Source organism: Microbacterium bovistercoris, assembly GCF_003387575.1.
Taxonomy (GTDB): Bacteria; Actinomycetota; Actinomycetes; order Actinomycetales; family Microbacteriaceae; genus Microbacterium; species Microbacterium bovistercoris.
The window spans coordinates 83313-104222 of the sequence record NZ_QUAB01000046.1; the positions used below are offsets into that span (position 1 = coordinate 83313).

The following is a 20910-nucleotide window of genomic DNA, read 5'->3' on the forward strand; positions in this document are numbered from 1 at the left end:
GATGAAGGACCTGCGCAGTGCCGTGCTGGCGGCATCCGTCTGGGTGTTCGCGCTGCTGGCCGTGCTGCTGCCCGGCGCGGCGCTCGCACTGGCCGTCGGCGCGACACTCGCGGCACTCGTCTGGGCGCTCGGCGCACGCCGACGCGGCTCCGGCCTGGTGGCGCTCAGCCTGCTCTGCGGCGCCGCAGTGGCGGTGTCCGCGATGGCCGCGCACCCCGCACGGGACCATGCGGCCGAGTTCGCCGGACGGTTCGTCGAGGTCACCGCCGTGGTCTCCTCCTCAGCCTCGGTCGGCGCGGACGGACGCCTGTGGCTCGACGCTCGCACGGTGACCATCGGCCCACCGGGTCACACAGAGACGCTCGCCGTTCCGGTGCGGATCGGCATCGCTCCTCTGGACGGTGTCGATCTCGGCGCCGAGGTCGCCGTCACCGGTCAGGCCGAAGCGACGGAAGCCGGTGAGCGCGCGGCTCTGGTCGTGTTCACGACGACCGGCGAGGTCCATCGGCCGGCGTCGGGCGTCTTCGCGATCGCGGCGCAGACCCGCGCCGACTTCATCGACCGGGCCACGATGCTGCCGGAACCCGGCGCTGGCCTGCTGCCGGGGCTCGCGGTCGGCGACACGCGCGCAGTCAGCGAGGAGTTGAGCGCGGCCATGCTCGCCTCCGGGCTCTCGCACCTGACCGCCGTGAGCGGGGCGAACTGCGCGATAGTCGTCGCCGCGGTGTTCTGGATCGTCGCACTGTGCGGCGGCGGCCGCCGCACGCGCGTGATCGTCTCGCTCGCGGCGCTGGGCTCCTTCGTCGTGCTCGTGACGCCCGAGCCCAGCGTCATCAGGGCGGCGGTCATGGCGGCGCTGGCCATGCTCACCGTCCTGCTCGGCAGACCCAGCGCCGGCCTGGCGATGTTGTCGGTGGCGGTCGCCGGCATCCTTCTCGGCGATCCCTGGCTGGCGACGTCACCGGGTTTCGCGCTGTCGGCCGCGGCGACTGCGGCGCTCCTGCTGCTGGCGCGGCCGCTCAGTCGCGGGTTGTCGAGGTGGATGCCGGAGCCGGTCGCCCTCGCCCTCGCCGTCCCGCTCGCGGCGCAGCTGGTCTGCGGGCCGATCGTCGCCCTGTTCTCCGAGCAGCAGTCGATCGTCGGCGTCGCCGCCAATCTCATCGCGGAGCCCGCCGCACCGCTCGCCACGGTGATCGGCCTCCTCGCCTGCCTGACCGCGGCCGTCCCCGCCGTGGCGGATCTTCTCGCGGCCACCGCGTGGCTGCCGTCGAGCTGGATCGCGACGACCGCGACCGTGAGTGCCGGGTTGCCCGGCGCCGTGATCCCCGTCATCGCGGGCCCCGTCACTGCGGCGGTGACCGCCCTGATCAGTGCGGCCATCGCCGTGCTGATCGCCCGATCCGGCTCGGCGCGACTGCGCGGGACTGCCGGGCTGGTGCTCGCCGTCGCCGTCGCGCTCGGCGGTGCCCGCATCCTGCTCACCGGACCGCTGGCCACCCTGACCGCGCCGGACGACTGGTCGATCGCCGCTTGCGATGTGGGCCAGGGAGACGGGCTGCTGGTGCGCTCGGAGGGACGTGTCGCCCTGATCGACACCGGCCCAGACCCCGGCGCGCTGTCGGACTGCCTCACCCAGCTCGGCGTGCCCCGCATCGATGTGCTCGTCCTCACCCACTACGACCAGGACCACGCCGGCGGGCTCGACGCCGTGCGCGGCCGGACCACCGCGCTGCTGCACGGTCCGCCGGCCGAGGCGAAGGACGAGCGGATGCTGCGCGATGCGGCATCCGCCGGCGCCCGACTAGTGCCCGCTGCCGCCGGCCGGCACGGTGTGCTCGGCGGCTCCCGGTGGCAGGTGCTCTGGCCACCACCCGCGTCTGCAGCGTTCACCTCCGGCAACGACGCGAGCGTCGTCGTCGAGTTCAGCGGCGGCGGGGTCCCTCGGTCGCTCTTCCTCGGCGACCTGTCTGCCGTGCCGCAGCGGATGCTGGTCGCGAGCGGCCGGATGCGCGGACCCTACGCGGTCGTGAAGGTCGCCCACCACGGCAGCAAGGACCAGGACCCGGGCCTGTACGCGCAGCTGCAGCCGCGCATCGCGCTGATCAGCGTCGGTGAGGGCAACGACTACGGGCATCCGCGCGCTGAGACACTCGGGTTCCTCACCGCGCTGAACGCCCGCATCCTCCGCACCGATCAGAGCGGTCGCGTCCTGCTCGGCCTGCGGGACGGAGGCGTCGCGGTGTGGACGGAACGCCTCCCCCGTCCGGGGCCCACTGAGAGCAACGATCCGTGACGTTCGTCCGGAGCGGCGACGAGGGGGCGAGAGCGTGCCGGATCCGGGTCGGAGCAGAACCGGGACAAACCGCTCAGCGCGCCGCACCGAAGAGACTGTGACGAAGGAGAGCGCATGGAACCGATCATCATCGGCTCGCCCCGGAAGGCGTACCGCTCCCCTCTCGTCGAGGTCTGCGCCTTCACATTCGGCTGATCGGCGATCGCGGCGAAGGGAGTAGGGCATGCTTGTGGACATGGTGATCGACGGAATCGACGTGCCCGAGGGCGAGCCGGTTCCCGTCGACACCGCCGGCGACCTCATCCTTCGCGTCGCGCGCGGCGACCGGAACGCCTTCGCGGAGCTGTACGGGATGCTCTCCCCCCGCGCGTTCGGCCTCATCCTCCGGATCCTCGTGGACCGCGCGCAGAGCGAGGAAGTGCTGCAGGAGGTGTTCCTCGAAGTCTGGCAATCCGCCTCGCGCTTCACTCCGAAGAGAGGTCAGGGACGCTCCTGGCTGCTGACGATCGCGCACCGCCGGGCGATCGACAGGGTGCGGTCGGCGCAGGCCGGTTCCGACAGGGATCGAAGGGCGGGCCTGAGAGATCTCGCCTCCGCACCGGCATCGGTCGACGAACAGGTCGAGCTCAAGGTGGAATCGGAGCGGATCGGCGGTGCACTCCGAAGGCTCCCCGATGCGCAGCGCGAGGTGATCACCCTGGCCTATTACGGCGGATACTCGCAGAGTGAGATCGCCGTGCTCACGGGCAGTCCGCTGGGAACGGTGAAGACGAGGATGCGGGACGGCTTGACACGACTGCGGAAGGAGATGAGGTGACACGATGGACAAGCAGGAGTTCGACATGCTCTCGGCCGGCGAGGCCCTCGGCGCGCTGAGCGACGACGACCGGCAGGCGTACCGTCGTGCGCTTGCAGATCATCCGGAATGGGCTGCGGATACGCAGGAGGACGCCGGGACAGCCGCGGCGCTCGCCGACCTCGTCGAGGAGGTCGTGCCGCCGGCGCATGTGCTGGAGAGCGTTCTGGCCCGTATCGACGCGCCGTCCGCTGCGACGGACGTGAAGGAGCCCGCGCACCCGGACAGGTCGGAATCCGCGGTGGTGACGAAGCCCAGCCGTCCGTCGCCTCGGCGGCGCTGGTTCGCACTCGCCGCCTCCGTCGTGCTGGTGGCGGGCATCGGCATCGGGGCGTCGATCATCGTGCAGCAGGCCACCAGGCCGGCGTACGTGACGGCGCTCGACCGCATCGAATCCGCATCGGACGCTCAGCAGGCCACCGCCGAGGTGGCGGGCGGCGGCAGCGCGACCCTGCACTGGTCCGCCTCCGAGGGCGAGGCCGTGCTCGTCGCGGATGAGCTCCCGTCTCTGAGCGACGATCAGACCTACGAGCTCTGGTACGTGCGCGGTGAGACACCGATCTCCGCCGGCGTCTTCGACGCGACGGGATCGACGACGACAGCCCTGTTGGAGCCGGGCATGCAGCCGGGCGATGTGGTCGCCGTCACCGTCGAGCCCCAGGGAGGAGCGCCGGACGGGAAGCCGACGAGCGAGCCGATCGTGGTGATCCCGACGGCCTGAGTCTGCCGGGCCCGCAGATCAATGCCCGGAGTGGACACCTTGCCCGCCCGAAGGCAGATCTCCGATGTGGGACGGCGTGTCGGTCGTGGCCAGCGCCGGCGTCACCACAGCGGCCGCGATCGCTGCCGCGGCGATCAGAGCGCCCGGCGCCCTGCGCGGTGTCGAAGCGGTCGATCCCGCCTTCCCCCGGGAGGCGAGACCGACCGCGGACAGCGCCAGGAGCAGAGCGGCGGCGACGGCCACGGCCGAGCATCCTGTCGCGAGGGCTGCCGGCGCGACAGCAACCCCCGCCAGCGCCCCGAGCACCGCCGTGCGGGGCGCCCGTGGGCGCCCCGCACGGAGACTCGCCATCCCCCAGGCGAGCTCCCCCAGCCCCAGCACGAGGAGCGCGGCCATCGCCAGGACGCCGGCCGCGCCGGTGGCCTCGGCGCGGAGGGACGCGCCGAGGCCGAGGTGCAGGAGCCCGCAGCCCCACGCGAACACGGCGGGCCACGTCCGCACCAGAGCGCTCATCGGTCAGCTCACGTCCAGGCGCTGCGCCGTCCGATCAGTCGCGACACCGACGGCCAGAAGCAGCAGGGCGCTGGCGAGGTGCAGGAAGTGATCGAAGGTGTTGAGGGCCAGGATGTTCGCCGCGGTGCCGACCAGGAAGAATCCGGCGATGCCGAGCAGCAGATACGCCGCGCCGACGACGATGTTCGTCGCCTTGGCCGCCCTCACCGAGATCAGACCGCTGATCAGCAGGGCCGCACCGATGAGCAGATGCGCCACGTTGTGCAGCGGATTCACCATGAAGATGCCCAGCAGCAGCCCTCCCTCGGTCGCGAGGAAGGACACGCCGCCGGTCACGGCGAAGCCGAGCAGTCCGACCAGGACGTAGACGGCGCCGAAGATGACGGCGATGAGACGATTCGGGGACGTACGCATGACACTCTCCTTCTCCTGCGACGGTTGCCGCTCAGAGAGTGTTCGGAGCCGTCGCAGGATCGGATGCCGCCGATCCTGCGACGCGGAGAATGCCGGGGTCGGTCAGCCCTTGACGGCGAAGTTGACGATCTTCGGAGCGCGCACGATCACGCGCACGATCTCCTTGCCCTCCAGCGCGCGCTGCACCTTCTCGTCGGCACGGGCGGCGGCCTCGAGATCGGCGTCCGAGATGTCGGCCGGCACGTCGAGCGTCGCGCGCACCTTGCCGTTCACCTGCACGGCGGTCGTGACGGTGTCGTCCACCAGCAGTGCGGGGTCGGCGTCCGGCCACGGCACGGCGCTGACAGACGGCTCGTGACCGAGCCGTGCCCACAGCTCCTCGCCCGTGTGCGGCGCGATGGTCTCGATCATCATCGCCACGGTCTCGGCCGCCTCGCGCACGGCGGGGTCGCCGGCGCCGGCACCGGTGTCGATCGTCTTGCGGATGCCGTTGACCAGCTCCATCAGACGGGCGACGAGCACGTTGAACTTCGTCTGCTCGACGAGGCCCGGCGCATCGGCGAGCAGACGGTGGGTGATCCGACGGAGCGTCACATCGCCGGTCGCCGCGTCCGCGCCGACCGGGCTGGAGGTCTCGTCGCCGACGCGCAGGACGCGGGCCAGGAACTTGTGCGCGCCCGAGAGCGAGACGCCGTTCCACTCCTTGTCGTCCTCCACCGGGCCGGCGAAGGCCAGCGCCAGGCGCAGCGAGTCGGCGCCGTACTGCGCCAGCAGGTCGGAGAGCTCGACGAGGTTGCCCTTGCTCTTCGACATCTTCGAGCCGTCCATCAGCACCATGCCCTGGTTGACCAGGTTCGAGAACGGCTCCTGGAAGTCGATCAGCCCCATGTCGAAGAACACCTTCGTGATGAAGCGCGAGTACAGCAGATGCAGGATAGCGTGCTCGATGCCGCCGAAGTAGCCGTCCACCGGCGCCCAGCGCTTCGCCTCAGCCGGGTCGAACGCGAACTGGTCGCTGTTCGGCGACAGGAAGCGCAGGAAGTACCACGAGCTGTCCACGAAGGTGTCCATGGTGTCGGGATCGCGCAGTGCGGGCTCGCCGGTTGCGGGGTCGATCGTGCGCACCCACTCGGCTGCGGCCCCCAGGGGCGAGCTGCCCTTGGGCTTGAGGTCCAGTCCCTCCACGCTCGGCAGCTTCACCGGCAGTCGGTCCTCGGGCACGGGCACGACGGTCTCGTCCTGCAGGTGCAGCATCGGGATCGGCGTGCCCCAGAAGCGCTGGCGCGAGATCAGCCAGTCGCGCAGGCGGTAGTTCTTCGCGGCGCGACCGGTGCCGGCCTGCTCCATCCGCTCGATCGTCCGGGCGATCGCGTCGGCCTTCTCGAGGCCGTCCAGGTCTCCCGAGCCCGTCATCACGCCGTTGCCGACCAGGGCGGTGCCGGTGGTCGCGGGGTCGAGCTCGGCCAGGTCGCCGCCCTCGTTCGCGCCGCCGGCGACCGTGGTGTCGACGACGATCTTCACCGGCAGGTCGAATGCCCGGGCGAAATCGAGGTCGCGCTGATCGTGGGCGGGCACGGCCATGACCGCGCCGTGGCCGTAGTCGGCCAGCACGTAGTCGGCGGCCCAGATCGGCAGCCGCTCGCCGTTGACCGGATTGATCGCGTAGCGCTCCAGGAAGACACCGGTCTTCGGGCGGTCGGTGGACTGCCGCTCGATGTCGGATTCCTTCTGCGTCTTCTCCAGGTAGTCCTGGAAGCGCATCCGCACCTCCGCCGACGAACCTGCGGCCAGCTCGGCCGCCAGGTCGGCGTCGGGTGCGACGACGAAGAACGTCGCGCCGTGCAGCGTGTCAGGACGCGTCGAGAACACCGTGACGGGCTCGTCGCGGCCCTCGATGCGGAAGTCGACGTCGGCGCCGTGCGAGCGGCCGATCCAGTTGCGCTGCATCTGCAGCACCTTGTGCGGCCAGTGACCCTCGAGCGCGTCCAGGTCGTCGAGCAGCCGGTCGGCGTAGTCGGTGATCTTGAAGTACCACTGGGTGAGCTTCTTCTTCACGACCTCGGCGCCGCACCGCTCGCAGCGGCCTTCGACGACCTGCTCGTTGGCGAGCACGGTCTGGTCGTTCGGGCACCAGTTCACCGCGCTCTTCTTGCGGTACGCCAGGCCCCGCTCGTACAGCTTCAGGAACAGCCACTGGTTCCAGCGGTAGTACTCGGGGTCGGAGGTGTGCAGCACGCGCGTCCAGTCGTACGACATGCCGTAGCCGCGGAAGCCGGCCTTGTGCTGCTCGATGTTCTTGTAGGTCCACTCGCGCGGGTCGGCGCCGCGCTTGATCGCCGCGTTCTCGGCGGGCAGGCCGAACGAGTCCCAGCCGATCGGGTTCAGCACGTTCTGACCGCGGTGCCGCCAGTAGCGCGCCACGATGTCGGGGTACAGATAGTTGATCGCGTGTCCCATGTGCAGGTCGCCCGACGGGTACGGGAACATCCCGAGGATGTACTTCCGCGGCCGCTCGTCCTCGTCGCCGCCGGCGCGGAACGTGTCGTTCTGGGCCCAGTACTGCTGCCACTTGTCCTGGATGGCGTGCGCGGACAGCGGCTCCGCGGTTTCGGTGGTGTCGGTCGGGTGCTCAGACAAGGGACGGCCAATCTGACGGGATGCGGACTCTGCCAGCTGCAGAGGATGCTGATGAAGACGGAAGTTCCAGGATATCGCGTCTAGAATGCCCACTCCTCCGGCAGCCGCGCGCCGAGCGCCGCCAGCGGCGCCCGCGCCTTGGTCGCGACCTCGGCAGCCTCCTCCGCGGCATCCGACAGCCACGTGATCCCGCCGCCGGCGCCGACGTAAGCGGTGCCTGCGTCGATGAGGATGCTGCGGATCACCATCCCCAGATCCGCGCAGCCGTCGAGGCCCACGTAGCCGAAGCATCCGGAGTAGACGCCGCGGGGCGCACGCTCCAGCCCGTGCAGGATCGTCATCGCGGAGAGCTTGGGGGCGCCGGTCATGCTGCCGGCCGGAAAGGCCGCCTCGCCGAGGTCGTCGACGGTGATCCCGGTGCGCAGCTGCGCGCTCACCGTGCTCACGAGCTGATGCACGGCGGGGTACGACTCGACCTGCCAGAGCCGCTCCACCTCGATGGTGCCCGGCACGCCGACGTGCGAGAGATCGTTGCGCATCAGGTCGACGATCATGACGTTCTCGGCGCGCTCCTTCTCGCTCGCGCGGAGCTCCTCCGCGAGGGCCGCGTCCCGCTCCGCCGTCGCGCCGCGCGGTCTGGTCCCCTTGATCGGGCTGGTGCGCACGACGCCGTCGCGCACCTCGAGGAACTGCTCCGGGCTCGCACTGAGCAGGTGCGTGCCGCCGGCGCGCAGGTACCCGCCGTGGTGCGCCGGCGTCGCGGCGCGCAGACGGCGGTAGACCGCGAAAGGGTCGGGCGGGGCGTCCGTCGTGAAGCGGGTGGTGAGGCAGAGCAGGTACGCGTCTCCGGCGCGGATCGCGTCGCGACAGCGCTCCACGAGCGCGATGTACTCCCCCACGCCGTGCCGGGCGACCGCGACCGACGCCGGCGGCTGCGACGGCGCGTCCAGCGGCGTCGGCGACAGCAGGCCGGCGGCGGTGCGCCGCCAGTCGTCCAGCTCGTCGGCGGACGCCAGCGCCCAGAAACGGCCGGTGGCATGGTCGACGGCGATCGCGCGTTCGACCGCGATCCAGACTGAGCCGTCTCCGTCGTCCGCGGCAGGCGCCGCCATCCGGCGGGCACCGTCCTCGTAGGACATCCATCCCACCCAGCCGCCGCGGAACGGCACCGGGCTCTCCGCGACACCCACGCCGCCGATCACGGTGCCGGAGATGCGCGCGGCATCCGTCTCGGGGTGGCCGACGCCGAGGATGCTCCATCCCTCCGAGATGTCCGGACCGGCGTCCAGCCAGAACGCCGCCTGCGCGCCGTCATCGAGTCGCGAGAAGAGGCTCTCCAGGTCGCCGCGGCCGTCGAGGGCACGGGCGAGCAGGGCGGACGGGAGAGGCACGAAGCAAGCGTACGGCCCTCGGCGGACCGCTCCCAGCGAACGATGCCGTCCAGGCCGTACGCTCGTTCCGTGGACCAGTTGCTGACGTGGGTCATCGACGCCGTGCAGTCGATGGACCCCGTGCTGCGGACGCTCATCGCCGGCGTCGCGATCATGCTCGAGACGAGCATCCTGATCGGTCTCATCGTGCCGGGCGACACCGTCGTGCTCGTCGCCGCCGTCGGCGTGACGGACGTGTGGCAGGGCGTCTTCCTCGTGATCGCCGTCGTGATCGGATCCCTCCTCGGCGAATCGATCGGGTTCTGGCTGGGGCACTGGATCGGCCCCCACATCCGGCACTCCCGGATCGGACGCTGGATCGGCGAGGACCACTGGGTCCGCTCGGAGCGCTACCTGCAGCGCCGCGGCGGCATCGCGATCTTCCTGTCCCGGTTCCTGCCGGTGCTGCACTCCCTCGTACCGCTCACCGTGGGCATGAGCGAGTACGCCTACCGGCGGTTCATCGCCTGGACCCTCCCTGCCTGCGTGCTGTGGGCGACGGTGTACGTCAGTGTGGGATCGCTCGTGGCCGGCAGCTACAAGGAACTCGCCGACCGCGTGCACTACGCCGGCTACCTGTTCGTCGGCGCGATCCTGCTGTTCCTCGTGATCGTGTTCGCCGTGAAGAAGGTCATCTCCCGACGCGAGGAACATCACATGTCGGATGCGGATGGGCCCAGCGCGTGAGACGCGTGCGGCATCCGTGAAAGACTGAGGGTGATGTCACCCGCCGCCGCGGCCAAGATCCATTGGTTCGCCCGCCTCGAGCACCGCTTCCACGTCTCACGCGAACGTCGCGCACGCAGACGAGGGCGTTCAGCGACCGTCGTGCCGTTCCCCGGCTACGGCGGCAAAGGCTGGGTGAGAGTCGTCGGACGCGTGCTCATCGTGCCCCCGCCCCCGCGGAAGGCGAGCGGCGACGGCGCCGGCGTGCGCGGCTGGCGCTCCTTCGTCGGCATCCCGGTGAGCTTCGCCTCGGTGCGCATCGAGATCGGCGGGCGCACCCACACCGTCGTCGCCGACCGCGGAGGTGTCGTCGACACCGTCGTCGAGGCCGACCTCCAGCCCGGCTGGCAGACCTTCACGATGGCCGCCGACCGGCAGGAGCCGGTCGAGGCGACCGTGTTCGTCGTCGACGAGGACATCCGCTTCGGAGTGGTGTGCGATGTGGACGACACCGTCATGGTCACGGCGCTCCCCCGCCCGTTCGTCGCGGCCTGGAACTCGTTCGTGGTGGACGAGCACGCGCGCACCCCCGTTCCCGGCATGGCGGTGCTGCTCGAGCAGATCATGCGCGATCACCCCGGGTCGCCGATGATCTACCTGTCCACCGGCGCATGGAACGTGGCGCCGACGCTGCGCAGATTCCTCTCCCGCCATCTCTTCCCGCAGGGCTCGATGCTGCTCACGGACTGGGGCCCCACCCACGACCGCTGGTTCCGCAGCGGCCGCGAGCACAAGCTGGCCAATCTGCGCAGACTCGCAGAGGAGTTCCCCGACATCCGCTGGCTGCTCATCGGCGATGACGGCCAGCACGACGAGTCGACCTACGGACAGTTCCTCGTCGAGCATCCGTCTTCTGTCGCGGGCGTCGCGATCCGCCGCCTGCTGCCGGCCGAGGCCGTGCTGGCCGGTGGTCGCACCGTCGCCGGCGATCACTCCGGCGATGATGTGCCGTGGGTCAGTGCGGTGGACGGCGCCGGGCTGCGCGAACTGCTTGGCGAGGCCGGCATCGTCGATCCGCGGGACTGACCTCCGCCGTCACCCTCAGCCGGCGTTCGCCGTCGCGGGCGGCACGCGCAGCGAGCCGTAGCGCTTCATCCGGTGCCAGCGCAGCCTGTTGCCGGCGATCGCCGTGAAGACCGACTGGATCACCACCAGATACATCAGCTGCCGGTAAACCACCTGCTGCAGGGGCAGCGTCCACAGGGGCTTCAGCGACTCTCCGTCCATGCGGAACGCGTACACCGCCATGCCGAGCTGGATGGCGAGGAATCCGAGCCACACGGCCAGAACGCGCATCGGGTCGAGGAAGAACAGCCCGTAGATCGCGAAGACGTCGACCAGCGGAGCGAACAGCGGCAGCAGCACCTGCAGCACCAGCAGGTAGGTGAGCCCGCGCCTGCCGAGCTTGCCGGCCTGCCCCTTCTGCCTCATCGCGCCACGATGCTTCCACATCGCCTGCAGCGTGCCGTAGCACCACCGGTAGCGCTGCTTCCAGAGCGCACCGAGGGTGGCGGGCGCCTCCGTCCAGGCGCGCGCATCCTCCTGGTAGACCACGCGCCAGCCGTCGCGGCACAGCGCCATCGTCAGGTCGGTGTCCTCGGCGAGCGTCTCGTCGCTGACGCCGCCGACGCGCTTCAGAGCGCTCCGCCGGAACGCGCCGATGGCACCGGGAACCGTCGGCATGCACTCCGCGACGTCGAACAGCCGGCGGTCGAGGTTGAAACCGACCACGTACTCGATGTGCTGCCAGGCGCCGAGCACGCCGCCGCGGTTGGCGACCTTCGTGTTTCCGGAGACCGCCCCGACGGCGGAGTCCTCGAAGGGCTGGATGAGCCGCGCGACCGTGTCCTCCTCGAACACGGTGTCCCCGTCGACCATGACGATCAGCTCGCCGTGCGCGGCGGCGATGCCGGTGTTCAGCGCGGAAGGCTTCCCGCCGTTGGCCTGCCGGATCAGCGTCACCTGCGGCAGCCGGAGAGCCTCGACGATGGCCGCCGTGTCGTCGGCGGATCCGTCGTCGACGACGATGATCTCGACCGGATGCCGCGACGCGGCGATCGATCTGACCGCGGCCTCGATCCCCGCGGCCTCGTTGTGCGCCGGGACGATCACGGAAACCAGTCCGTCGTAGATCCAGGGCCGCCGCTTCGCCCGCTGCTTGGCCAGGCGGCGATGGTGCGCGGCCAGCACGACGACGAGGATCGCCCGCACCACCATGACGATGCCCGCGATCACCAGGCCGATCCCGATCAGGGCGACCACCGCGGCGCTCACCCAGAGCGTGGAGACGAAGACGGTGCCGCGGAACTGCTCGACGGGAGTGGTGGCGCGAACCGTGCCCGCGAGGTCCGCGGAGGCACCGACCGTCGTCACCGTGATCCCCCGCTGCTGCAGCTCAGGCAGCAGGCGCTCGAGAGCGGCCACGGTCTCGGAGCGGTTCCCGCCGCCGTCGTGCATGAGCAGGATCTGCCCCTGCTCGTCCGGCGGAGTGGAGTTCGCCACGATCTCGTCGACGCCAGGGCGCTCCCAGTCTCGACTGTCGAGGGTCGAGAGCACCGACAGGTAGCCTCGGGCCCCCGCATCCTCGACGACGTCCCAGGTGCCCTTGTCGAGCGCGCCGGGCGTGGAGCTGTACGGCGGGCGGAACAGCGACGTGGTGATGCCGCCCGCACCGGCGACGGCGCTCTGCGCACCGTCGAACTCGATGTCGGTTCGCCAGTCGGGGGCGCCCGCGAGATCGGCGTGGGTGAGTGTGTGGGTGCCGATCTCGTGCCCCTCGGCGATGATCCGCCTAACGATGTCGGGGTGCTCGGCGGCGGCAGTGCCGACGAGGAAGAAGGTGGCGTGCACGCCGTGCGCCTCGAGCACATCGAGGATGCGCGGCGTCCAGACCGGGTCGGGACCGTCGTCGAAGGTCAGCGCGAGTGATCCGTCCTTCGGCGCGGCAGTGTCGACGCCGTCCCTGGTGTCGAGGATCGGCTCGCCTGTGGGATCCTCCGCCACCGCAGATGCACGGTCACCTGCGGGACGCGAGTCCTCATCCGTGGATGTCAGCTGATGCGTGTACCCCTGGATGGCGAGGGCGGCGGTGAGGGCGAGCAGCACGGCGATCAGCGAGATCCAGTGCACCTTCACGCGCGCGGCACGGGCATCGCGCCGCATCTGGGCGCGACTCACGACGCGCGGGGCTTCGGCGTCGGATCGGCCTTGCGGGTGTCGCCCGGTGTCTCACGGGAACGGTTCTGCCCCGGTGCGGTGCCGCTGCTGCCTGGGGCGGTCTCGGTCGGCTCAGGTGCCGGCGCCGGCGCCGTGGACGGCGCGGGCGGAGCGGACGGGACGGAGGCCGGTGCCGGGTCGGCGGTATCCGCCTGTTCGCCGGGGACATCGACAGGGTCGGCACTCGGCTCGACGGGCACGGCATCCGCCGTCTTCGGCACCGTGGTGGGTGCGGGCGGTGCGACGGCGGCGCGCGGCTGGGGCAGCAGCGGTGCGTCGATCGAGGGACCGCCGAGGAACGCGCTGATCGCCAGCGCCACGTACGCGACGGCGAGAACGACGAGCGCCCACAGCGTGCGGCGGATCCAGCGCATCCGGCGCCCCGCGGGGTCGACGAAGACGGGTTCGGGGGTCACCGCTTCGGGCATGGTGAAGCTCCTCGGGGGATCGGGCGTTCGCGATTCTACGCGGGTGCCTGCCACGAACGCTGAGGATTCCGGCAGAGAGCGCGCCGTATCCTCGTGAGGTGACCCTCACGACCTCGCTCCTCGACGCCACGACGTGGACCGCTCGCGCGGCGGCGCACGAGGCGCGCGCGGACGCGCTGACCGCAGCGCACCGCGCGCGTGCGGCACGCGGTGAGAAGCATCCCGTCGAGGACTTCCTGTTCACCTACTACTCGTACAAGCCGGCGCAGCTGCGCCGCTGGCATCCCGGCGCAGGCGTCGTACTGGCGGAGGCCGCGGAGCGACAGACCTGGCGGTGGTACTCCCCTGGTCCGGTCGCCGACTCTGCGATGCCGGATGCCGGCGTGTTCGCGACGGAGAAGCCGGAGCTCGCGGCACTCGTCGAGCGAATGCTGCGCAGCACCGCCGCGCGACCCGGCAGGTTCGGATGCTTCGGACTGCACGAATGGGCCATGGTGTATCGCGAGGAGGAACACCGGCATCCGGCGCCGCTGCGCCTCGGACAGGCGGGTACCGATGCCGTCGTCGAGGCGAACGATCTGCGCTGCACGCACTTCGACGCGTTCCGCTTCTTCACGCGGGATGCGGTGCCGCGCAACGCCCTGCCGCTGTCGCGGGCGCTGCAGCCCGAGATCGAGCAGCCGGGATGCCTGCACGCCGGCATGGACCTCTACAAGTGGGCGATGAAGCTCGGTCCGCTGCTGCCCGGCGAGCTGCTGCTGGACGCATTCGAGCTCGCGCGCGACATCCGGCAGCTCGACATGGAGGCGGCGCCCTACGACCTCTCCGCGTGGGGCGTCGAGCCGGTGCGGATCGAGACCGCCGAGGGCAAGGCGGAGTACGTCAGGCAGCAGCGCGGATTCGCCGAGCGCGGCACGGTGCTGCGGCGGCGGATGCTGGAGGCATGGCTGGGCGCCTGATCAGCGCTCGCGCGCGGCGATCTCGAGCCGCAGCGACGCGACGTGCTCGGCAGCATCCTGCAGCCTCCGGGCGGGAAGCACTCCGTCTTCGACGGCGGTGACGATGCCGGCGGCGACCTGCGACGCGGTCTGCGCGTCGCTGCCTGCGACCAGCATCACCATGTCGTTGCCTGCGGCCAGCGCAGCCACGGAGTTCTGCACCGGGTCGCGGTATGCCGGGATGCCGGAAGACTGCAGCATGCCCAGGTCGTCGGTGATCATCACGCCATCGAAGCCCAGGTCGTCACGCGCGATCTCGTGCCAGCGCGCGGAGAGCGACGCGGGAGCGGCGTCCACTGCGGTGTAGGCGAGGTGCCCGAACATCAGCAGCTCGGCTCCGGAGTCGATGCCGGCCTCGAAGGGCTTCGCATCGGATGCGCGCCATTGATCGAGGGTCTCCGTCGTGGACGGGATGACGTGATGCGAGTCGCCCGGTGCCGCGCCGTGCCCCGGAAAGTGCTTGAGCGTCGACATCGCGGTGCCCTGCTCTCCCTGCACCGCCGCGGTCACTCGCTGGGCCGCGGCATCCGGATCGGTGCCGAGCGCGCGGGAGTGGATGAACGACGCGGAGTCGCGCGGCACGTCGGCGACGATGCCGAAGTTCACGGCGACGCCCGCATCGGCGAGCAGTCTCGCGCGGGCGGCGAATGCATCCCGGGTCTCGACCGGTGGCCTGGTCTTGAGGACCTTCGCGCTGGGCAGGTCGTCCCACGGCAGTCGCCTGACCACCCCGCCCTCCTCGTCGGTCGCGATCAGAGGCGGGAATGCGGGATCGACGGTCAGTGCGGTCGTCAGCTCCTTCAGCTGCGCGGGCGTCGCGGGGACGTTCCCGCTCATCAGGATGAAGCCGCCGAACCCGCCGGCCATGTACCCGCGTGCCGCCACCGGATCCGCGCCGGGGATCGTGCCCATGATGACGCTCCGGGCCTGCTGGGCGACGCTCATGCGCTCCACCAGCGCCGTCGCGGGATCGACGGGTGTCGGCGTCGGGGTCGGAGTCCGGGCCTGCTGCGTCCGGCTGGGGACGGCGCTCGGTGCACTCGGCGTGCAACCCGCTACGGCGAGCATCGCCACGACGGCGAGGACTCCGAGCATGGTTCGGCGCATCATTCCAGCGTACTCAGCCGTGCTGAGATACGGCCGCGAGGCGGGCCCATGACGAGTGACCGGTCGGGAGCAGAGCTCAGGAACCGACTGCGGAAGCAGCCACGGATTCCGCGGCGAGCGCGGCCTGCACCCCGAGCGCAGCTCTCCGCCCGGCGCGGTTCGCGCCGATCGTGCTCGCCGACGGCCCGTAGCCGACCAGCTGGATGCGCGGATCCGCGACTGCCGTCGTGCCTCGTCCCGCACGGTCGAGCTGGATGCCTCCGGCGGCGCTTCGCAGATGCAGCGGAGCGAGGTGCGAGATCGCGGGCCGGAAGCCCGTCGCCCAGAGGATCGCATCCACGCGTTCGAAACGGCCGTCCGCCCAGCGCACGCCGTCGGGCTCGATACGCTCGAACATCGGCAGACGCCGGTCGTACACACCCATGCGCGCCGCCTCCTGCTCCTGCTCGCGCAGCATCAGGCCCGTCACGCTCACCACGCTCTGCGGAGCGAGTCCCTGGGCGACGCGCTTCTCCACGAGCGCCACCGCGGCGGCTCCCGCCTCGGGATTGAACTCCTCCGTGCGCCAGACGGGTTGGCGTCGCGTCACCCACAGCACGTCGGTGAGGGGTGCGAGGGCGCCGAGGAACTGCACGGCGGATGCCCCGCCGCCGACGACGAGCACGCGCTTGCCCGCGAAGTGCTCCGGCCCCGGGTAGTCGACCGTGTGCAGCTGCTCTCCGAGGAACGTCTCCATACCGGGGTAGTGCGGCAGGAACGGATGCGACCAGGTACCGGTCGCGTTGACGAGAGTGCGGGTGCGCCAGCGTCGTTCTCCCGCGTGCACCGCCAGGAGGCCGTCGTCGTCGTCGACGCGGTCGACCCGCACGGGACGGATCACCGGCAGGTCGTGAGTGCGCTCATAGGCGGCGAAGGTGGCCGGCACCACCCGGTTCGCCCGTTCTGCGGTGTGCGGCGGCGGAGTGTCGCCGGGGAGTTCTGCGACGTTGTGCACATCGAGCATGGTCAGCGCATCCCACCGGTGCTGCCAGGCCCCGCCCGGCGCGTCATCGGCGTCGAGGACGACATGCTCGATGCCGAGACGGCGCAGATGGTACGAGGCCGAGAGTCCCGCCTGGCCGGCGCCGATCACGATGCTGTCGAGAGGTTCCACATCGAGGAGAACCCCATTCATGCACATGATGTTCCCACGGTGCTCGGGTAGAGTCGCAGACGGATGGAACCCCCGCGGGACGACCCGCAGGTGGCACTCACAGGCAGGGACGGCCCCGCAGAATCAGAGATTCCTCGTGACCACCCTCAGGAGCATCCTCACCCGGAACGTCGTCGTCCGTGTCGCCCTCGGCTGGGGAGCGTTCGCCGCTGTGCTGCTCGCCGGACCGCTGCTGTCCGAGCCGCTGCCCGGCCCCGTGCTGGTCGTCGTGCTCTCCGCCATCGTCGCGGTGATCGTCGTGTGCGCCTTCGGCGTGGTCACCGAGGCGGAGCACCTGGCGCACCGGCTCGGTGACCCGTACGGCACCCTCGTACTGACCCTCTCGATCGTGCTGATCGAGGTGATCCTCATCTCCGCGGTCATGCTCGGCCCCGGAGAGCACACCACCATCGCACGCGACTCGGTGATGGCGGTGTCGATGATCATCCTGAATCTCGTCGTCGGCGTCGCACTCCTCGTCGGAGGCATCCGGCATCGCTCGCTGCGGGCCAACAGCACCGGTGTCTCCGCCTACCTCTCCCTCCTCGTCGTGCTCCTCGTCACGGCGTTCTTCCTGCCCGGCCTGATCGGAGAGGGGGGCGCGTACACGCCGGCGCAGGCGATCCCGATCATCGTGCTCACCCTGCTGCTCTACGGCTTCTTCCTGCTCCGGCAGACCGGCGCGCAGGCGGCGGACTTCACCGAGCCCGGTCACGCGGAGGATGCGGCGGCACCGCGAACGCCGATCCGCGAGGTGCTCGCACAGCATCGCACGGAGATCCTCGCCCGCACAGCGGTGCTGGTCGCTACCGTTCTGCCCATCGTGCTGCTCTCGCACGACATGGCGACGCTGCTCGACGACGGCCTCGACCGGCTCGGTGCCCCGGTCGCACTGTCCGGCATCCTGATCGCGATGATCGTCTTCCTGCCCGAGACGATCACGACCGTGCGCGCGGCGTTCGGCGGCGAGATGCAGCGTGTCAGCAACCTCTGTCACGGCGCTCTGGTCTCCACCGTCGGGCTGACGATCCCCGCGGTGCTGACGATCGGGCTGCTCACCGGTCAGACGGTGCTGCTGGCCGAGACACCGACCGACCTGGTGCTGCTCGGCGCGACGATGCTGCTCACCGTCGCGACCTTCGCCGGTCGCCGGGTCTCGGCGATCGGCGGGTCCGCGCACCTGATGCTGTTCGTCGTCTACGGCCTCACCGTATTCGCGTGACCGCGCTTCCCGCTCAGCGGGCCGCGTCCGCCCGCAGCACAGCGGGAAGCACGACGTGCGCCTCGGGGATCATCCCGGGGCGCACCCGCGCCCGGAAGATCCAGTAGCTCCAGCCCTGGTAGAGCAGGATCACAGGGAGGGCGACAGCGGCGACCACAGTCATCACACCCAGCGTGTACGGGCTGTTCGCCGCGTTCCATACGGTCAGATCGAACGCGGCGTCCACCGTCGACGGCAGCACGACCGGGAACATCCCCGCGAACACCGCGCCGGCGCCGAACAGGCCGAAGGCGGCATAGCCGGTGAAGGCGAGCCCCTCACGACGCGCACGCGCCGAGACCCAGCCGAACACCGCACCGGCGACCGCGAGCACGATGAAGGTCCAGGCCAGCACGCTGCCGCCGTGCTCGAACTGCACCCACAGCGCCCAGACCGCAGCCGGCACCAGGCAGAGCGGCGCCCACCGCGCCGCGAAGCGTCCCGCTCGCTCGCGCACCGGGCCGTCGGCCTTGAGCCCGAGGAAGGTCGCCGAGTGCGCGAGGGCGAATCCCACCACGGCGAGACCGCCCAGCACCGCGGGGAGCGTCAGCCACGCGAACGGGCCGCCCACGCGATCGCCGTTGGCGTCGATCGGCAGCCCGGTGGAGGTCAGCGCCAGAGCCGCCCCGATGCAGAACGCCACGATCAGCGAGCCGAGGCCGATCAGCCAGGTCCAGACGTCGCGCCAGCGCTGCGTCGCCACCTTGCCGCGGTACTCGATGCCCACCGCGCGCACGATCAGTCCGACGAGCGTGATGGTCAGAGGTATGTAGAGGGTCGAGAACAGGGATGCGTACCAGGCCGGGAACGCCGCGAACAGCGCAGCCCCTGCCGTGATCAGCCACACCTCGTTGCCGTCCCACACCGGGCCGATGGTGTTCAGCATCACGCGCCGGTCGCGCTCGCTGCGCGTGGAGAAGATCATGTGCATCCCCACGCCGAGGTCGAAACCCTCGAGCAGCAGGTAACCGATCCAGAGCACCGCGATCGCGATGAACCAGACGACGGGCAGCGGTTCCATGGTCATTCCTTCCAGATCTCAGTACGCGAAGGACAGGACGTCGTCGGATGTCCGGTCGTCGGAGTCGTCGTCACCGTCATGGGTCCGCGCGGCGAGCTCCGGCATCGAGGCGGCCACGCCTCCACGGATGTACTTCACCATCAGGAACAGCTCGATCACGAGCATCACTCCGTACACCGCGGTGAGCGTGATGACCGAGAACAGCAGCTCTCCCGCGGTGACGCCCGGCGACACTGCGGCGGCGGTGAACATGAACACCCCGTCGATGCCCGTGGCGTCAGGGTTCGGGGCGACCACGAACGGCTGACGGCCCAGCTCGGTGAAGATCCAGCCGGCGATGTTCGCGGCGAACGGCGCGACGATGCCGAGCAGTGCGAGGCGCATGATCCACTTCGACCGCAGCACGGTGCCCTTCCGAGTCAGCCAGAGCGCGATCACGGCGCCGGCCGCGACGATGCCGCCCAGCCCGATCATGAGCCGGAAGCCCCAGTAGGTCACCCACATCACCGGCACGTACTGCACCTCGGTGCCCGCGCGATCGCCGTAGAGAGCCTCATCCGGGATCGTCGCGCCGTACTGGTCGACGTACTGCGGCTCGAGGTCGCGGATGCCGGGCATGTCCGCGCCCCACTCGCCGGTGCCGAGGAATCCGAGCACGCCGGGCACCTCGATGAGCGTGATCACGTCGGAGCAGTCGCTCGAGCCCGGGTCGCCGAGCGAGAGCACGGAGAACGAGGACCCGGTGTGGCAGGCGGCCTCGGCGGCCGCCATCTTCATCGGCTGCTGTTCGTACATGAGCTTGCCCTGCACGTCGCCGGAGACCACAGTGCCGAGGAACCCGACGATCGCGATCACCGCGCCGAGGCGCAGCGACCAGAGCCACACGCCGTGGTCGACCTTGTCGCGGCCGGGCACCGCATTCGTCTCACCGACGATGACGTGGCCGGTCTCGTCGACGGTGTCGATCCCGTCGTGACGGCGACGCCACAGGTGATACCAGGAGATGCCGAGCAGGAACATGCCCGCGACCACCAGGGCGCCGAGAATCGTGTGCGTGTACGCCGCCAGCGCGGTGTTGTTGGTGAGCACCGCCCAGACGTCGGTCATGACGGGGCGGCCGTCCTCGCCGAGCTCCACGCCGACGGGGTGCTGCATCCAGGAGTTCGCGACGATGATGAAGAACGCCGAGATCCACGACCCGATCACGGCGCACCACAGCGCGGCGAGGTGAAGCCCCTTGCGCAGGCGTCCCCACCCGAAGATCCAGATCCCGAGGAACGTCGACTCGACGAAGAACGCCAGCAGGCCCTCCATCGCCAGGGGCGCGCCGAACACGTCGCCGACGAACCGCGAGTACTCGCTCCAGGCCATGCCGAACTGGAACTCCTGCACCAGGCCGGTGGCGACCCCGACGATGAAGTTGATCAGATAGACCTTGCCCCAGAACTTCGTCATGCGCAGGAACTTCTCGTCGCCGGTTCGCACCCAGCGGGTCTGCATGATCGCGACCATCATTCCCAGGCCGAGGGTCAGCGGGACCATCAGGAAGTGGTACACGGTCGTGATGCCGAACTGCCATCGGGCGATGTCGAGCACGTCCACGCGGATCTCCTTCGCAGAGCAGGTTGTGGCGGGGGCCGCCAACAGAATTCTACGCTTCGTAGAACTTCTTCGACAGAGCATAGAACAAATTCGATTCGAGGTAGAATGGAGGTCGCCGGAAATACTTGGAGGACGGAATGGGAACGCTCGGAGAACTCGAACGTGCCGTCATGGACGCGATCTGGGATTCCTCCGGCACCGTGACCGCCTACGACGTGCAGGACGTCCTGCAGAGCCAGGGACGCACCCTGGCCGCGACCACGGTGCTGACGGTACTGGCGCGGCTCGAAAAGAAGGGCTTCGTGGTCTCGGACCGCTCGGCCCGCCCCCATCGGTACAGCGCGCTGGCCTCGCGTGCGGACCACACCGCCGAACTCATGCACGAAGTGCTCGGCGGCGCCGGCGACCGCACTGCGGTCCTGGCACGCTTCGTCGGCGGCGTCTCCGCCGAGGATGCGGCGGTGCTGCGCCGCCTGCTCGACAGCGCGGCCTGAG

General features: G+C 70.3%; 18 protein-coding genes. 8 read left to right on the forward strand and 10 right to left on the reverse strand.

From position 1 onward, the window contains the following. Position 1 precedes the first annotated feature (1 nt). From DY023_RS13695 to DY023_RS13705, 3 genes are all read left to right on the forward strand, one after another. On the forward strand, positions 2–2293 hold the full coding sequence (locus tag DY023_RS13695; RefSeq protein WP_116242898.1) for a ComEC/Rec2 family competence protein: 2292 nt from the start codon (positions 2–4) through the stop codon (positions 2291–2293). Positions 2294–2516: 223 nt separating this feature from the next. After that, positions 2517–3110 (forward strand): ECF RNA polymerase sigma factor SigK, encoded by a 594-nt coding sequence (sigK, locus tag DY023_RS13700; RefSeq protein WP_181905854.1) that lies wholly within the window; start codon positions 2517–2519, stop codon positions 3108–3110. Between the two features lie 4 nt (positions 3111–3114). Further along, a complete protein-coding gene (locus DY023_RS13705; RefSeq protein WP_116242899.1) occupies positions 3115–3870 on the forward strand; it encodes an anti-sigma factor in 756 nt (251 codons plus the stop codon). Positions 3871–3888: 18 nt separating this feature from the next. On the opposite strand, the gene DY023_RS13710 is transcribed toward DY023_RS13705, so the two are convergent. The 4 genes from DY023_RS13710 to DY023_RS13725 all read right to left on the reverse strand — a co-directional run bounded on the left by DY023_RS13710 (position 3889) and on the right by DY023_RS13725 (position 8825). Further along, positions 3889–4383, reverse strand: coding sequence for a hypothetical protein (locus DY023_RS13710; RefSeq protein WP_116242900.1), 495 nt, complete (start codon positions 4381–4383; stop codon positions 3889–3891). Positions 4384–4386: 3 nt separating this feature from the next. After that, entirely contained in the window at positions 4387–4797 is a 411-nt protein-coding gene (locus DY023_RS13715; protein ID WP_116242901.1) for a DUF4383 domain-containing protein, read from the reverse strand. A 102-nt stretch (positions 4798–4899) separates the two neighbouring features. Continuing rightward, positions 4900–7434, reverse strand: coding sequence for a leucine--tRNA ligase (gene leuS / locus DY023_RS13720; RefSeq protein ID WP_116242902.1), 2535 nt, complete (start codon positions 7432–7434; stop codon positions 4900–4902). 80 nt (positions 7435–7514) lie between these two features. Further along, positions 7515–8825, reverse strand: a complete 1311-nt coding sequence (locus tag DY023_RS13725) for an anthranilate synthase component I family protein (protein ID WP_245958710.1) — start codon at positions 8823–8825, stop codon at positions 7515–7517. Between the two features lie 69 nt (positions 8826–8894). On the opposite strand from DY023_RS13725, the gene DY023_RS13730 reads away from it, so the two are divergent. After that, positions 8895–9551: a DedA family protein gene (locus tag DY023_RS13730; RefSeq protein ID WP_116242903.1), complete on the forward strand. Its 657-nt coding sequence runs from the start codon at positions 8895–8897 to the stop codon at positions 9549–9551. A 33-nt stretch (positions 9552–9584) separates the two neighbouring features. Further along, positions 9585–10616: an App1 family protein phosphatidate phosphatase gene (locus DY023_RS13735; protein WP_116242904.1), complete on the forward strand. Its 1032-nt coding sequence runs from the start codon at positions 9585–9587 to the stop codon at positions 10614–10616. Between the two features lie 15 nt (positions 10617–10631). Here the strand turns inward: DY023_RS13735 and DY023_RS13740 are convergent, their stop codons facing one another. Further along, positions 10632–12767 carry a bifunctional polysaccharide deacetylase/glycosyltransferase family 2 protein gene (locus tag DY023_RS13740; RefSeq protein WP_245958711.1) on the reverse strand — a complete coding sequence of 712 codons (2136 nt, stop codon included), beginning with the start codon at positions 12765–12767 and terminating at the stop codon, positions 10632–10634. Then, positions 12764–13234, reverse strand: coding sequence for a hypothetical protein (locus tag DY023_RS13745; protein WP_116242906.1), 471 nt, complete (start codon positions 13232–13234; stop codon positions 12764–12766). The genes DY023_RS13740 and DY023_RS13745 overlap by 4 nt, the downstream gene beginning before the upstream one ends. 98 nt (positions 13235–13332) lie before the next feature. Here DY023_RS13745 and DY023_RS13750 point away from each other — a divergent pair, with 98 nt between their 5' ends. After that, the gene (locus tag DY023_RS13750; protein WP_116242907.1) at positions 13333–14193 is read left to right on the forward strand and encodes a 3-methyladenine DNA glycosylase; all 861 of its coding nucleotides are present in this window, start codon (positions 13333–13335) and stop codon (positions 14191–14193) included. On the opposite strand, the gene DY023_RS13755 is transcribed toward DY023_RS13750, so the two are convergent. Further along, positions 14194–15339 carry a glycoside hydrolase family 3 N-terminal domain-containing protein gene (locus tag DY023_RS13755; RefSeq protein WP_245958712.1) on the reverse strand — a complete coding sequence of 382 codons (1146 nt, stop codon included), beginning with the start codon at positions 15337–15339 and terminating at the stop codon, positions 14194–14196. A 76-nt stretch (positions 15340–15415) separates the two neighbouring features. Continuing rightward, the gene (locus tag DY023_RS13760; protein ID WP_245958713.1) at positions 15416–16513 is read right to left on the reverse strand and encodes an NAD(P)-binding domain-containing protein; all 1098 of its coding nucleotides are present in this window, start codon (positions 16511–16513) and stop codon (positions 15416–15418) included. A 115-nt stretch (positions 16514–16628) separates the two neighbouring features. On the opposite strand from DY023_RS13760, the gene DY023_RS13765 reads away from it, so the two are divergent. Then, on the forward strand, positions 16629–17753 hold the full coding sequence (locus DY023_RS13765; RefSeq protein ID WP_245958714.1) for a calcium:cation antiporter: 1125 nt from the start codon (positions 16629–16631) through the stop codon (positions 17751–17753). Between the two features lie 13 nt (positions 17754–17766). Here DY023_RS13765 and cydB read toward each other — a convergent pair whose 3' ends face one another. Further along, a complete protein-coding gene (gene cydB / locus DY023_RS13770) occupies positions 17767–18813 on the reverse strand; it encodes a cytochrome d ubiquinol oxidase subunit II (protein WP_116242909.1) in 1047 nt (348 codons plus the stop codon). A gap of 18 nt (positions 18814–18831) precedes the next feature. Continuing rightward, positions 18832–20415 carry a cytochrome ubiquinol oxidase subunit I gene (locus DY023_RS13775; RefSeq protein WP_116242910.1) on the reverse strand — a complete coding sequence of 528 codons (1584 nt, stop codon included), beginning with the start codon at positions 20413–20415 and terminating at the stop codon, positions 18832–18834. Positions 20416–20552: 137 nt separating this feature from the next. Here DY023_RS13775 and DY023_RS13780 point away from each other — a divergent pair, with 137 nt between their 5' ends. Continuing rightward, a complete protein-coding gene (locus tag DY023_RS13780; RefSeq protein WP_116242911.1) occupies positions 20553–20909 on the forward strand; it encodes a BlaI/MecI/CopY family transcriptional regulator in 357 nt (118 codons plus the stop codon). Position 20910 lies beyond the last annotated feature (1 nt).

Excerpts from the sequence above, each read along its gene's own strand:
- DY023_RS13695 (WP_116242898.1), top strand. The coding sequence starts at position 2 with ATGAAGGACCTGCGCAGTGCCGTGCTGGCGGCATCCGTCTGGGTGTTC.
- sigK (WP_181905854.1), top strand. The coding sequence starts at position 2,517 with ATGCTTGTGGACATGGTGATCGACGGAATCGACGTGCCCGAGGGCGAG.
- DY023_RS13705 (WP_116242899.1), top strand. The coding sequence starts at position 3,115 with ATGGACAAGCAGGAGTTCGACATGCTCTCGGCCGGCGAGGCCCTCGGC.
- DY023_RS13710 (WP_116242900.1), bottom strand. The coding sequence starts at position 4,383 with ATGAGCGCTCTGGTGCGGACGTGGCCCGCCGTGTTCGCGTGGGGCTGC.
- DY023_RS13715 (WP_116242901.1), bottom strand. The coding sequence starts at position 4,797 with ATGCGTACGTCCCCGAATCGTCTCATCGCCGTCATCTTCGGCGCCGTC.
- DY023_RS13735 (WP_116242904.1), top strand. The coding sequence starts at position 9,585 with ATGTCACCCGCCGCCGCGGCCAAGATCCATTGGTTCGCCCGCCTCGAG.
- DY023_RS13745 (WP_116242906.1), bottom strand. The coding sequence starts at position 13,234 with ATGCCCGAAGCGGTGACCCCCGAACCCGTCTTCGTCGACCCCGCGGGG.
- DY023_RS13755 (WP_245958712.1), bottom strand. The coding sequence starts at position 15,339 with ATGCGCCGAACCATGCTCGGAGTCCTCGCCGTCGTGGCGATGCTCGCC.
- DY023_RS13760 (WP_245958713.1), bottom strand. The coding sequence starts at position 16,513 with ATGAATGGGGTTCTCCTCGATGTGGAACCTCTCGACAGCATCGTGATC.
- cydB (WP_116242909.1), bottom strand. The coding sequence starts at position 18,813 with ATGGAACCGCTGCCCGTCGTCTGGTTCATCGCGATCGCGGTGCTCTGG.
- DY023_RS13780 (WP_116242911.1), top strand. The coding sequence starts at position 20,553 with ATGGGAACGCTCGGAGAACTCGAACGTGCCGTCATGGACGCGATCTGG.